Genomic DNA, 12,248 nt, shown 5'->3' on the forward strand with positions numbered 1-12,248 from the left:
TGGCCATCATGATCCCGGTCATGGCGATCAACACCGGGAACTTCACCACCGGCGCGTGGATCGGCTGACACCGCCCGCGCCCGGCACTCCGCCCGCGTCCACGATGGCGAGACCGTCGCCGCCGGCCCGGCCCGCCTCTCGCGGGTTCGCCGCCCGCGTACTGCGCCGACCGGAATCGAGCCGTGGAAAAACCTATGGCCAGGCGGTCAGCTGGAACCAGACGGACTTGCCGTAGGGGTTGAGGGTCCAGCCCCAGTTGTGGGAGAGGTCCTGGACGATGGCGAGACCACGGCCGGAGATCTCCAGGTCGCCGGCCCGCCTCAGGCGCGGAACCGCGATACAGGCGTCGTGGACGTCCACGGTCAGCAGTTCCCTCTCCCGGCCGACCGTGACGCGGACGGGGCTCATGGGGGAAACGTCCGACGAGCCGTACGCCAGAGCGTTGGTGACGAGCTCCGAGGCCAGGAGCTCGGCGATTTCCGGGATATCCCTCGTCGCCTTCCAGTCGGTGGCGACGTCGCGCACGAACCGGCGGGCGGACGCGACACTTCCCGGTTCGCGCGGTATCCACTTCTCCCCCAGCGGGGAAAGGCCGGGATTCATCGTGTAGCGATATTCGGTCAGCGCCGCGCTCGCCTTGAGTGCCTCTTCCATGGTTTCTCTCTCCGCCTCGGATTTCGTATGTTCAGCGTGCCGAGACGTGACTACCCTTGGTAGCCGAACGGTTACGAAATCTGCGAGCTGGAGTTCACGGGCCTTTTGTTGAACTCCGACAAGGAGGGCATCATCTCCAGTCTCTATACACCTCAGGCGATCTGGGGCAGGGAGCTGCGCCACTACCGGAAGGCGGCGGGCCTCACCCAGGGCCAGCTGGCCGAGCGGATCCACTTCAGCGAGTCCCTGATCAGCGGGGTGGAGACGGGGCAACTCCCGGCCAGCCCGGAGTTCGCCGACACCTGCGACGAAACCCTTGAGACGGGCGGCGCCCTCCGTCGGCTCCTCGACTGGAGGAAAGGGCAGGTCTTTCCCTCCTGGTTCGGGAAGTGGAGAGACAAGGAGCAGGAGACTACCGCGCTACGCGCCTATGAACCGCTCGTCTTCCCAGGGTTGCTCCAGACAGAGGCGTACGCTCGCGTGCTGCTGCGCGGGAACGAGACAGCCGTGGAAGCTCGTCTGGATCGTCAAAGCATTCTCATCCGTGAGGATCCCGATCCCCCGATCCTCCGCTGCGTGGTGGACGAAGCGGTTCTCCATCGCCCGATCGGCGACCCCAAAGTGATGAAGGAGCAACTGGAGCACCTCATCTCGGCAGTCAATCCACGGCTGAGCTTTCAAGTCATCCCCCATGGAATGCACTCAGGTTTGATGGGTGGATTCGCAATCGCCACGTTGGACGGGGGAAGCAACGTACTGTATGCGGAGACGGCCGTTCGCGGCATCACCACGAGCGACCCGGAAGACGTCACGATTGCCGTGGAGCGTTTCGAGGCCATCCGGAGCGAAGCGCTGCCGGTGAGCATGTCCATCGATCTCATCCAGAAAGTGGTGTCAGAAAAGTGGACCTGAGTAACGCCACGTGGGTCAAGTCAACTATGTCCGGCGACAACGGCGGAAACTGCGTCGAGGTCGCGAACCTCAAAGACACCAGCAGCCACCCCGTTCTGATCGCCGTACGCGACTCCAAGGACCCCGAAGGCCCCAAACTCCTCTTCACCCCCACCGCCTGGAACACCTTCCTCAACGCGGTGAAAGCCGAGGAAAAATGGACCTGAACAACGCCACGTGGGTCACGTCAACTATGTCCGGCGACAACGGCGGCGACTGTGTCGAGGTCGCGAACCTCAGGGACACCGCCGACCACCCCGCCCTGATCGCCGTACGCGACTCCAAGGACCCCGAAGGCCCCAAGCTCCTCTTCACCCCCACCGCCTGGAACACCTTCCTCGGCGGCGTGCGGGCCGGTCGGTTCGACCTCGGTTGAGGGGGGCGCTCCCGGTGGTCGTCCGGGCCGGAGTACGCCCGGCGGCCGGCTCGCGAGGGGTCATCGGGTTCACCGGCACGGGACGTCCTGCTCCGCCGCATCGGCGCCGGAGCGCTCACCATGGTGGAGGGGATCCGACGTGAGAAGCACGACCTCGTCCGGCGCGGGCGGCCGGTATTCCCGCCTGTCGGTCACCGACCGGATGATGCTGAGGGTGGAACGGCCGTCGGCGCCCCAGCATGTCGCCGGGCTCTGCGTGGTGGAGGCGGCGCCGCTGCTCGACGCGGCCGGCGAGCTGGACCTGGACGCGATCAGGGACCGCCTCGAGCGGCGCCTGGTCCGCGTCCCCGAGCTTCGGCGGATGCTGCGCCCGACGCCCCCGCTGTGCGGGCCCCCGCTCTGGGTGGACGACCCCGGCTTCTCGATCGAACACCACGTGCACACCGTGCGCGTGCCGTCGCCGGGTGATGAGGCGGCCGTCCTGGAGACCGCCGAGCGGCTGCTGCGCGACCCGCTCGACCGCTCGCGGCCGCTGTGGGACCTGCGGTTGCTGACCGGCCTGGAGAACGGCCGTGTCGGCCTGCTCGCCAGGGTCCACCACGCGCTCGTCGACGGCCTGGCGGCGATCGCGTTGATCACCGCCTTCCTGGACATCGAGGCCGGGGCCGCCGACCCGCCCGCGACCGCGTGGCGGCCCGCACCGGCGCCCTCGGACCGAACGCTCCTCCTCGACAACGCGCACGGGCGGCTGTCGGCGCTCGGCTCGGCTCTCGCGCACCCGGTACGGACCGCGCGGGCGCTCGCCTCCGTGGCGGGCTTCGCGGCGCGCCTGCTTCCCGGCGTCGACGCCGCCCCGCGGACCTCGCTCAACGCGCCGATCGGGTCCGGTCGCCGGCTGCGCGTCGTACGGCTGGACCTGGAGACCGCCGCGAAGGTGGCGCGTGCCCACGGGGCCAAGGTCAACGACCTGCTCCTCGCCGTCGTCATGGGAGGTGTCCGCGAGCTCCTGCTCGGGCGCGGCGAGTCCGTCGCCGGCCTCGATCTGGTGATCGCGATCCCGGCGTCGATACGGCAGGCGGACGAGGCCCGCGAGCTGGGCAACGCGGTGGGCGCTCTGTACTGCCGGATACCGGCCGGGGAGCCGGACGCCGCCCGGCGCCTGGACCTGGTCTCCGCCGTGACCCGCGACGCCAAGGCCACCCAGCACCTGTCCCAGGAGGGCTCGACCCTCATGTACGGCCTGCTCGGCTGGGCCGCCGCGCTCGGGCTGTCCCTGGAGGACCACCAGCGGTCGATCAACTTCCAGGTCGCGAACGTCCCGGGACCGGAGGTCCCGCTCTACCTGCTGGGTGCCCCCATAGAGGACGTGATACCGATCACGGAGCTCGCCGGCAACCTGACCGTGACGGTGGCCGCGCTCTCCTACCGCGGGCGGCTCACCCTCACGGTCACCGCCGACCGCCGAAGCTGCGCCGACGTGGACGTCCTCACCGACGGGATGCGTCGGGCATGGACGGAACTGGCGGGGGACGCCGCTTCCTTGGAGAGCTCCACGCCGGGGACCCGGCGGCCGACGTGAGACTGACGGATCGACGGGCCCCGGGCGGCCCGGCCGGACCGCCCGGGGCCCCGCACCCGCGCGTCAGGAACCGTCCGGGGGCGTGGAGCGGCGGACCAGCCTGACCACGACGCTCTTGGAGGTGGGGGTGTTGGAGGTCTCCGCGACCGAGTCGAGCGGCACGAGCACGTTGGTCTCGGGGAAGTAGGCGGCGCAGCAGCCGCGCGCGGTCGGGTAGGCGACCGCGCGGAAGGACTCCGCCCTGCGCTCCCCGTCGGGCCACTCGCTGACCAGGTCCACCATGTCGCCGTCGGCCAGACCCCGCTCGGCCAGGTCGTCGGCGTGCACGAAGACCACCCGGCGGCCGTTGCGGATGCCCCGGTAGCGGTCGTCCATGCCGTAGATCGTGGTGTTGTACTGGTCGTGACTGCGGACCGTCTGGAGCAGCAGCCGCCCCGGCGGGACCCGCAGCACCTCCAGGTGGTTGACGGTGAAGTTCGCCTTGCCCGTCGCGGTCGGGAAGCGGCGCTCGTCGCGGGGCGCGTTGGGCAGCGTGAAACCGCCCGAGAGGCGGGCGCGCAGGTTGAAGTCCTCGAAGCCGGGGACCACCCGGGAGACGCGGTCGCGGATCACGTCGTAGTCGGCGAACCGCTCCCAGGGCACGTGCGGGTCGGCGCCGAACAGCTCCGTCGCCAGGCGGCGGACGATGTCCACCTCGGAGAGCAGGTCGCCGGAGGCGGGCGGCAGGTTGCCCCGCGAGGCGTGGACCATGCCCATGGAGTCCTCGACCGTGACGAAGCGGCCCGCGCCGCCACCGGGCGCGACGTCGCGTTCGGTGCGTCCCAGCGTGGGGAGGATGAGCGCCTCCCGCCCGCACACGGCGTGGGAGCGGTTGAGCTTGGTCGAGACCTGCACCGTGAGCCGGGCCCGGCGCATCGCCTCCTCGGTCACCGCCGTGTCGGGGGTCGCGGCCACGAAGTTGCCGCCCATCGCGACGAAGACCTTCGCCCGCTCCGAGCGCAGCGCGCGGATCGCCTCCACGGTGTCGAAGCCGGGGTCGCGGGGCGGCTCGAAGCCGAACTCGGCGCGCAGCGCGTCGAGGAACCAGGCCGGCGGCCTCTCGTAGATGCCCATGGTGCGGTCGCCCTGGACGTTGGAGTGGCCGCGGACCGGGCACACCCCGGCCCCGGGGCGGCCCACGTTGCCGCGCAGCAGCAGGAAGTTGACGACCTCCCTGATGGTGGCGACGGAGTTCTTGTGCTGGGTGAGCCCCATCGCCCAGCAGACGATGACCGACTTCGCGCCGAGCACCTCCCGGACGGCGTCCTCGACGGCGGGGCGGTCCAGCCCGGTCGCCTCCTCGACCTCCGCCCAGTCCAGGGAGCGCAGGTCCTCGGCCCACTTGTCGAAGCCGTGGGTGTGGGTCTCGACGAAGTCGCGGTCGACCACGGTGCCGGGGGCGGCGTCCTCGGCTTCGAGCAGGAGCAGCGACATGGCCTGGAAGAGCGCGAGGTCGCCGTTGAGGCGGATCTGCAGGAACCGGTCGGCCAGCGTGGTGCCCTTGCCCACCAGTCCGGAGGCCTTCTGCGGGTTCTTGAAGCGGAGCAGCCCGGCCTCGGGCAGCGGGTTGACCGCGATGATCCGGGCACCGCCGCGCTTGGCCCGCTCCAGCGCCGACAGCATGCGCGGGTGGTTGGTGCCGGGGTTCTGGCCGACCACGAAGACGAGGTCGGCCTGGTACAGGTCCTCCAGCGAGACCGTGCCCTTGCCGATGCCGAGCGTCTCGTTGAGCGCCGAGCCGCTGGACTCGTGGCACATGTTGGAGCAGTCGGGCAGGTTGTTGGTGCCGAACCTGCGCACCAGGAGCTGGTACGCGAAGGCGGCCTCGTTGGAGGTGCGTCCTGAGGTGTAGAACAGCGCCTCGTCGGGGCTGTCGAGGGCGCGCAGCTCGCGGGCGATGATGGCGAACGCGTCGTCCCAGCTCACCGGCACGTAGTGGTCGGAGCCCTCGGGCCGGTGCATCGGCTCGGTGAGCCGCCCCTGCTGGCCGAGCCAGTAGTCGGTGTGCCGGGCCAGGTCGTCCACGGTGTGCCCGGCGAAGAAGTCGCGGGTGACCCTGCGGACGGTGGCCTCCTCGGCCACCGCCTTGGCGCCGTTCTCGCAGAACTCGGCCGGGCTGCGGTGCCCGCCCTCGGGCCAGGCGCAGCCGGGGCAGTCGAAGCCCTCCTTCTGGTTGACCACGGCCAGGGTGCGCAGGGTGCGGCCGACGCCCATCTGGGCGTTCGCGGCCCTCAGCGACCGGGTCACCCCAGGGATGCCGGCGGCCCACTCCTTGGGCGGGCCGACCTCGAGGCCGTCCTCGTTGACATCGTCGCGCGGGGCCTTCCTGGCCATCCTCGCGCCTCCTTCCGGACGGTGACCTTCGAAAGTGCACAATACAGGCGCTCAGCCGGGCCCGGTCCCCAGCCTGTCGAGCACCCATTCGTGGAAGGCCCCGATGTGGTGCTCGCTGGGCACCAGGACCCCACCCTCAGCGTACGCCCGGGAGTTCATCGCGGGCTGGCAGCGCTCGCATGCCTCGAAGTCCTGCACGTTGACGCGGTGGAAGAGCTCGACGGACGGGCCGAGGTCCCTGCCCGAGTCCACGACGTCGCCGAGGAAGAGCCAGTCGCACTCCACGATCGTCCGGTCGGCCGCCAGCGGGAACATCCGGTGCAGGATCACGTGGTCGGGCACGAGGTTGACGAAGACCTGCGGCTTGATGGTGATCGCGTAGTAGCGGCGGTCCTGGTCCTCGCCGACCCCGGGGATGCGGTCGACCCCTTCGGAGCCGTCGACGGTGAACCCCCGGATCTCCTCGCCGAACTCCGCGCCGTGCCCGACGAAGGACTGCGCCGCGTACCCGTCGGCGAACTCGGGCAGCACCTCGGTGAGCTCAGGGTGGATGGTGGCGCAGTGGTAGCACTCCATGAAGTTCTCGACGATGAGCTTCCAGTTCGCCTTCACGTCGTAGACGATCCTGCGGCCCACCCGGAGGTTGGCGATGTCGTAGTTCTCGATGGATCTCTCGTCGCCCAGCCTGTGCGTCGCCTCGGCGATCACGTCCGCCTCGAACGACGGGGGCTCGTCGGCGAGGCACACCCACACGTACCCGATCCACTCGCGCACGTGCACGTTGATCAGGCCGTACTCCACCCGGTCGATGTCGGGCATCCTGGTGAGGTTCGGCGCGGCGATCAGTTTGCCTTCGAGGTCGTAGGTCCACGCGTGGTACGGGCACTGGAAGGACCGCTTGACCTCGCCGGACTCCTCGGTCCGTATCCGGGCGCCCCGGTGGCGGCACACGTTGAGGAAGGCCCGGATCGAGCCGTCCCTGGCCCGGGTGACGAGGACGCTCTCGCGGCCCACCTGGACGGTCCTGAAGGCCCCCGGCCTGCCGAGGTCGGACGCGCGGGCGACGCAGAACCACATCGTCTCGAAGACGCGGGCCTGCTCCAGGGCGAAGATGTTCTCGTCGGTGTAGTAGCTGCCGGGCAGGGTGGCGATCACGCTGGGGGGCAGGCTTCTCGCGGTCACGATCGCTCCTCTTCACGCGGGTCTCGCGTCCTCGCGCGGCTCGCGTCCTCACGCGGCGCTCGCGTTTCCACGCGGCCCGTGTCGTTACGCGGGTCTCGCGTCCTCACGTGGCTCATGTCGTTACGTGGTGATCGCGTCCTCACGTGGCTCGCGTCGTTACGTGGTGATCGCGTCCTCACGTGGCTCGCGTCGTTACGTGGTGATCGCGCCCTCACGCGGTGCTCGCGCGGACGCCGGGCGGCAGGTTCGGGGGTTCCTCGGAGGGGATGACGTAGACGGTGCCGTCCTCGACCACCACCCGATGGGTGCGCAGCGGCAGCTTGGCGGGAGGAGAGCTCGGCCGTCCCGTCCGCAGGTCGAAACTCGACGAGTGCAGCGGGCACTCGATCTCGCAGCCCTCCAGCCACCCGTCGGCGAGGGAGGCGTCCTGGTGGGTGCAGGTGTCGTCGACGGCGTAGATCTCTCCGTCCTCGGTGTGGAAGACGGCGATGGGCGGGTCGACGTCGAGCCGGTGGGCCTCACCTGGTGGCAGGGACGCGAGGGGACAGGCAGGGATCATCGCAACAAACCCCAGTTTCGCAAGACGGAACGGGCAGCGCTATACGCAACAGCGTGACCCCGGGAAATCCCGATGTCAAGGGTCGGCACCGAGGTCTATCCCATGGTCACGCGGGGTGTGGTCCTCACGACCGGATGTCCCCTCAGGCGGCTCACGCGTAGGCGTCGAAGCCGAGTTTGATCGCGACGAGCAGGCCGCAGACGGCGGCGCCGAGCCGGAGCGCGCGGCCGGGCAGGCGGCGGGCGATCGGCGGCCCGAGCAGGCCGCCCAGGAAGAACCCCAGCGAGAGCGGCGCCACGGCCGACCACTCCACCGGCCCGAAGAGGGCGAAGCCGATCGTCGCCACGCCGTTCGCCATCGAGGACACCACGGACTTGATCGCGTTGACCCTGACCGGCGTCTGGTCGAGCACGGCCGAGAGCACCGCGAACATGAGGATCCCGCCCGCGGCCCCGAAGTAGCCGATGTAGACGGCGACGCCGAAGAGCGCGGCGCGCGCCGCCCACCCGTCCTCGCCGCCGAATCCCGCTCCGGCCCTGGGCGGGCGGGCCAGCAGCAGCGACGCGACCACGATCAGCCACGGCGCTATCGCCTCGAACGTGTCGGAAGGGGTCATCAGCAGCAACGCGGACCCCACCGCCCCGCCGAGCAGGGTCATCACGCCGAGTCGCAGGACCCTGCCGCCCTGCCCGGCGAGCTCGGGCCGCGACCCGAGCACCGCGCCCACCCCGTGGAAGGTCAGCGCCACCGTGTTCGTCACGTTCGCGGTCAGCGGCGGCAGGCCGAAGGCGAGCAACGCCGGGTAGGAGACGATCGACGCCAGGCTCACCACCGTGCCGACCACCCCGGCCAGTGTCCCGGCCCCGAGCAGTCCCAGCACTTGAGCGACGTCCACGGGGCCATAGCCAATCACACGCCCCCGCACGACGCGCCCCGCCCCCCGCCCCCGCCCTCGGCCTTCCGTCCGTCGCTTGAGGCTTCAGCGTCTTTCGGGGTGATCGCCAGGTGTCAGACGCCGGCCGGCGCGCCGGTACGGGGTCACGGCCCCGGTCCGGGACCGGAGCGGACTCCCGGCAGGCCGGGCACACCCCGGCCCTCCGGACGGGGCCCGTCGTCCGGGTCCCCCGGCTGCGCGGCCGGGTGGTCCGCGGTCTCCGGAAGGTACGGAGACCGCGCCATCCCGCCGGGATCCGCGGGGAGCCGGACGGTGAACACCGCCCCGGCTCCCGGGCGCCCGTCCGCGGTGACGGTCCCGCCGTGGCCGTCCACCACCTCGCGGACGAGGGCGAGACCGAGACCGAGACTCCCGCTGCGGGACCCGCCGACGAACCGGGTGAAGAGACGTTCGGCGTCGCGCGGGTGGAAGCCCACGCCGTCGTCGCGGACGTCGAGCCGCACCGTCTCCGGACCGCCGGAGAGGACTATCCAGATGTGGCCGCCCACACCGGTGTGGGCGAGCGCGTTGTCGAGGAGCGCGGAGATCACCCTGCGCAGCGCGGACTGCGCCCCGCGCACGACGTGGCCGCCCGGCTCCTGGCGCCGCACCTCGATCGTCACGCCGTGTGCCTCGGCTCGGGCCGCCTCGGCCAAGGCGAGCTCCTCGGCCAGCGCGGCGAGGTCGACCGGGCCGAACGGCCGGCGCAGCTGACCGAACTGGGCCGACAGCAGCAGGTCCTCGACCACGTCGCCCAGCTGCCGGGTGCCGTTCACCAGCCGGTCGACCTCGGTCGCGACGATGAGCGGATCGGTCCCCCGCCGCAGCCCGCGGGCGACGATCTGGGCGCGGACGTGCAGGCGGGTCAGCGGGGTGCGCAGCTCGTGGCTGACGTCCGCGGCGAACCGGCGCTGGCGGGCCAGGGCCTCGCCCAGCGGCGCGATCGCCCCCCGGGCGACGACCTGGCCGATCATCAGCGCGGCCAGCAGGCCGGTGACCTCCGCGACGGCGAGCGTGCGCAGCAGCCGGCGCCGCTCCGCGGCCTGGTAGCGCAGGTCCATCGCCGCCTGGACCACCACGTCCCCACGCCACTGGGTGCGTACGAGATAGGACTGCCCGGAGATCTCGATCCGGCCGACCCGGGAGTCGCGTCCGGCGGCGGTCTGGTGCAGCGCGGCGCGCACCGGCAGCACCGCCGGCGCGCCGGGAGAGCTCAGCACGGCGCCGTCCCGCAGTTCGAACAGCCAGACGCAGGGCGGGGGTCGCGAGAGGAGCGCGCGCTGGGCCGCGACGGCCAGGTCGCGCCGCGCGGAGGCGTCCTGGTCACTGGTGATGACGCAGTACGCCATCACCCCGACGAGCGCGAGCATCACGGAGATCGCGCCCGCCACCTGCGCGGTGATCCGGCGGCGGGCCCGGACCAGCAGGTACCGCTCCGGCTCGTGGGGCGGACGCCTCCTCACAGTCCGCCCAGGCGGTATCCCACACCCCGCACGGTGCGTACGACCTCCGCCCCCAGCTTGTTGCGCAGGTAGTAGACATAGGTGTCCACGATCGACTCCGTCCGGGCGCCGTCGAAGACGCGCTGGCGCAGCGAGGCGCGCGTGTGCACCTGCCGCGGGCGGGTCGCCAGCGCGCTCAGCAGCCGGCACTCCTGCCCCGAGAGCGTCACCTGCTCACCGGTCGGCAGCCCCACGATGTGGGAATCGGAGTCCAGCCAGCCCGCGCCGAGCGGCAGCAGCCTGGCGTGGTCGAGGTTCCTGCGGAGCAGCGCCCGCACCCTGGCCAGCAGCTCGTCGATCTCGAACGGCTTGACCAGATAGTCCTCGGCGCCCGCGTCGAGGCCGGTGACCCGGTCGGCGACCGTGCCGAAGGCGGTCAGCACGAGCACCGGCACGATGACGGCCCGGCGGCGCAGCCGTGTCAGCAGCTCGATGCCGTCGACCGCGGGGAGACCCCGGTCGACGATCATCACGTCGTACGGGCGGCTCAGGCCCAGGTGCAGGCCGCGCTGTCCCTCCGGGGCCAGGTCGACCGTGTACCCCTGCTCGGTGAACAGTTCGACCAGCATGTACCCGAGCTCGCGGTCGTCCTCGACGAGGAGCAGCCGTCGAGCGGGCGGGCCGGATGTCCCCGATGTCACAGCCACGAAACAACCGTGGCATTCCTCCAGCCGAATTACCAGAGTTCCCAGAATAATTGAAAGTTACACAGCAATGCTCACAGTGTGTTCGGCCGGCCACGAAGCGGTATTCACGCTGTTTCAGGGCGTTCGATGTATTCGAGCGGTCACGAGGAATGGGATTTCTCGGGCTGTTCCTCCAGGAAAGGTGCCTCCGGAGCGGCGGGCTCGGATTCGTGGGCGCGTTCGTAACGCTCCGGCAGCGCCAGTTTGTACAGCGGCAGGGCTCCCGCGGTGGTGACGATGGCCACGAGCACGAGGATGGCGAAGAGCTCCTGCGTGATCATGCCCTGTGCCAGGCCGATGTTGATGAAGATGAGGATCATCAGCCCCCGCGCGTTCATGAGCGCCCCCACCGCGTAGGACTCGCGCCAGCCGAATCCCAGGGCCCTCATCGACAGCGAGCAGCCGAAGTACTTCCCGCAGAAACCCGCGGCCAGGATCGCGGCGAACGCCAGGAGCATGGGACCGCCGGCGATGCCGTCGAGATGGGTGTTCAGCCCGGAGAAGGTGAAGAAGACCGGCAGCAGCAGCGTCGAGACGACGTCCATCATGCGGCCGTGCAGCGCCTTTCGGAACGCCGGGTCGCGGGGCATCGCCAGCCCGGCGACGAAGCCGCCGAAGACCGCGTAGACCCCGATCCAGTCGGTGATCCAGCCCGCCGTGAGCGGGACGAGCACGACGGCGTACATGGCGCCGGGCCCGAACCGGCCGGTCCGCGCGACGCTCTCGCCCAGGGGACGCAGCAGCGGCGCGGCCACCTTCAGCATCAGCACCGCGAACAGCGCCGTCAGGGCGATGGTGCGCACCGCGTCGCCGGGACCCGCGTCCAGGTGCATCGCCGACAGCACCGCGAGGACGCACCAGGCGAGGGCGTCGTCGACGGCGGCCGCCACCAGGGTGAGCTTCCCGAGGGGGGAGTTCTCCAGGCCCCGCTCGTACAGGATCCTGGCCAGCATGGGGAACGCGGTCAGCGACAGCGCTCCCCCGACGAACAGGGCGAACTCCCACCGGCTGACGTCGGGGCGCGAGAGCGTCTCCCACAGGAGCAGGCCGACGCAGGAGCCGAGGACCAGGGCGGGGACGATACCGGAGACCGCGAGCGGTCCCGTCCGGCGGCCCTGGCCGGGCGGCGACGCGCCGTGGTCCAGCCCGGCGCCGACCAGGAACATGTACAGCGTCAGCCCGATGGTGCTCAGCACGTACAGGACGGGCCTGACCTCGGCGGGGAACACGGCCGCCTGGGCCTCGGGGAACAACTGGCCGAACAGCGTCGGGCCGAGGAGGACGCCGGCGACCATCTCGCCGAGGACGCGCGGTTGCATCATCATCAGCGCCAGCCGGCCGCAGATCGCCGCGGCCAGCAGGATGACGACCAGGGCGGGCAGTACCTTGAGGATCAGTTCGAGGTTCGCGTCACCGGCGGTGACCTGTGCCAGGGTGGGCATGTCGTTTCTC

The 12,248-nt window shown here is 70.8% G+C and carries 12 protein-coding genes; 4 read left to right on the forward strand and 8 right to left on the reverse strand.

Annotation, left to right across the window (positions count from 1 at the left end):
* Positions 1–192: 192 nt before the first annotated feature.
* Entirely contained in the window at positions 193–654 is a 462-nt protein-coding gene (locus ACFFRH_RS36500; protein WP_344749388.1) for an ATP-binding protein, read from the reverse strand.
* 108 nt (positions 655–762) lie between these two features.
* On the opposite strand from ACFFRH_RS36500, the gene ACFFRH_RS36505 reads away from it, so the two are divergent.
* The 4 genes from ACFFRH_RS36505 to ACFFRH_RS36520 all read left to right on the forward strand — a co-directional run bounded on the left by ACFFRH_RS36505 (position 763) and on the right by ACFFRH_RS36520 (position 3,560).
* Positions 763–1,566 carry a helix-turn-helix domain-containing protein gene (locus ACFFRH_RS36505; protein ID WP_344749389.1) on the forward strand — a complete coding sequence of 268 codons (804 nt, stop codon included), beginning with the start codon at positions 763–765 and terminating at the stop codon, positions 1,564–1,566.
* Positions 1,557–1,772 (forward strand): DUF397 domain-containing protein, encoded by a 216-nt coding sequence (locus ACFFRH_RS36510; RefSeq protein WP_344749390.1) that lies wholly within the window; start codon positions 1,557–1,559, stop codon positions 1,770–1,772. Before ACFFRH_RS36505 ends, ACFFRH_RS36510 begins: the two co-directional genes overlap by 10 nt.
* Entirely contained in the window at positions 1,763–1,981 is a 219-nt protein-coding gene (locus tag ACFFRH_RS36515) for a DUF397 domain-containing protein (protein ID WP_344749391.1), read from the forward strand. The genes ACFFRH_RS36510 and ACFFRH_RS36515 overlap by 10 nt, the downstream gene beginning before the upstream one ends.
* Before the next feature lie 139 nt (positions 1,982–2,120).
* Positions 2,121–3,560, forward strand: a complete 1,440-nt coding sequence (locus ACFFRH_RS36520) for a wax ester/triacylglycerol synthase family O-acyltransferase (protein WP_344749392.1) — start codon at positions 2,121–2,123, stop codon at positions 3,558–3,560.
* A 63-nt stretch (positions 3,561–3,623) separates the two neighbouring features.
* Here the strand turns inward: ACFFRH_RS36520 and ACFFRH_RS36525 are convergent, their stop codons facing one another.
* The 7 genes from ACFFRH_RS36525 to ACFFRH_RS36555 form a co-directional block, all read right to left on the reverse strand.
* On the reverse strand, positions 3,624–5,933 hold the full coding sequence (locus ACFFRH_RS36525; RefSeq protein ID WP_344749393.1) for an FdhF/YdeP family oxidoreductase: 2,310 nt from the start codon (positions 5,931–5,933) through the stop codon (positions 3,624–3,626).
* 51 nt (positions 5,934–5,984) lie between these two features.
* Positions 5,985–7,115 carry an aromatic ring-hydroxylating oxygenase subunit alpha gene (locus ACFFRH_RS36530; protein ID WP_344749394.1) on the reverse strand — a complete coding sequence of 377 codons (1,131 nt, stop codon included), beginning with the start codon at positions 7,113–7,115 and terminating at the stop codon, positions 5,985–5,987.
* Between the two features lie 211 nt (positions 7,116–7,326).
* Positions 7,327–7,674 carry a bifunctional 3-phenylpropionate/cinnamic acid dioxygenase ferredoxin subunit gene (locus ACFFRH_RS36535; protein ID WP_344749395.1) on the reverse strand — a complete coding sequence of 116 codons (348 nt, stop codon included), beginning with the start codon at positions 7,672–7,674 and terminating at the stop codon, positions 7,327–7,329.
* Between the two features lie 151 nt (positions 7,675–7,825).
* Positions 7,826–8,569 carry a sulfite exporter TauE/SafE family protein gene (locus ACFFRH_RS36540; protein WP_344749396.1) on the reverse strand — a complete coding sequence of 248 codons (744 nt, stop codon included), beginning with the start codon at positions 8,567–8,569 and terminating at the stop codon, positions 7,826–7,828.
* Between the two features lie 143 nt (positions 8,570–8,712).
* Positions 8,713–10,071, reverse strand: coding sequence for a sensor histidine kinase (locus ACFFRH_RS36545; protein WP_344749397.1), 1,359 nt, complete (start codon positions 10,069–10,071; stop codon positions 8,713–8,715).
* Positions 10,068–10,757, reverse strand: coding sequence for a response regulator transcription factor (locus ACFFRH_RS36550; RefSeq protein WP_344749398.1), 690 nt, complete (start codon positions 10,755–10,757; stop codon positions 10,068–10,070). Before ACFFRH_RS36550 ends, ACFFRH_RS36545 begins: the two co-directional genes overlap by 4 nt.
* A gap of 140 nt (positions 10,758–10,897) precedes the next feature.
* Positions 10,898–12,238, reverse strand: coding sequence for a cation:proton antiporter (locus tag ACFFRH_RS36555; RefSeq protein WP_386162063.1), 1,341 nt, complete (start codon positions 12,236–12,238; stop codon positions 10,898–10,900).
* Positions 12,239–12,248: the final 10 nt, after the last annotated feature.

It is taken from the genome of Streptosporangium vulgare (genome assembly GCF_042428775.1).
In the GTDB taxonomy this organism is placed as follows: Bacteria; Actinomycetota; Actinomycetes; order Streptosporangiales; family Streptosporangiaceae; genus Streptosporangium; species Streptosporangium vulgare.

Coding starts and splice junctions, on each gene's coding strand:
- ACFFRH_RS36500 (WP_344749388.1), bottom strand. CDS start 654: ATGGAAGAGGCACTCAAGGCGAGCGCGGCGCTGACCGAATATCGCTAC.
- ACFFRH_RS36525 (WP_344749393.1), bottom strand. CDS start 5,933: ATGGCCAGGAAGGCCCCGCGCGACGATGTCAACGAGGACGGCCTCGAG.
- ACFFRH_RS36515 (WP_344749391.1), top strand. CDS start 1,763: ATGGACCTGAACAACGCCACGTGGGTCACGTCAACTATGTCCGGCGAC.
- ACFFRH_RS36535 (WP_344749395.1), bottom strand. CDS start 7,674: ATGATCCCTGCCTGTCCCCTCGCGTCCCTGCCACCAGGTGAGGCCCAC.
- ACFFRH_RS36555 (WP_386162063.1), bottom strand. CDS start 12,238: ATGCCCACCCTGGCACAGGTCACCGCCGGTGACGCGAACCTCGAACTG.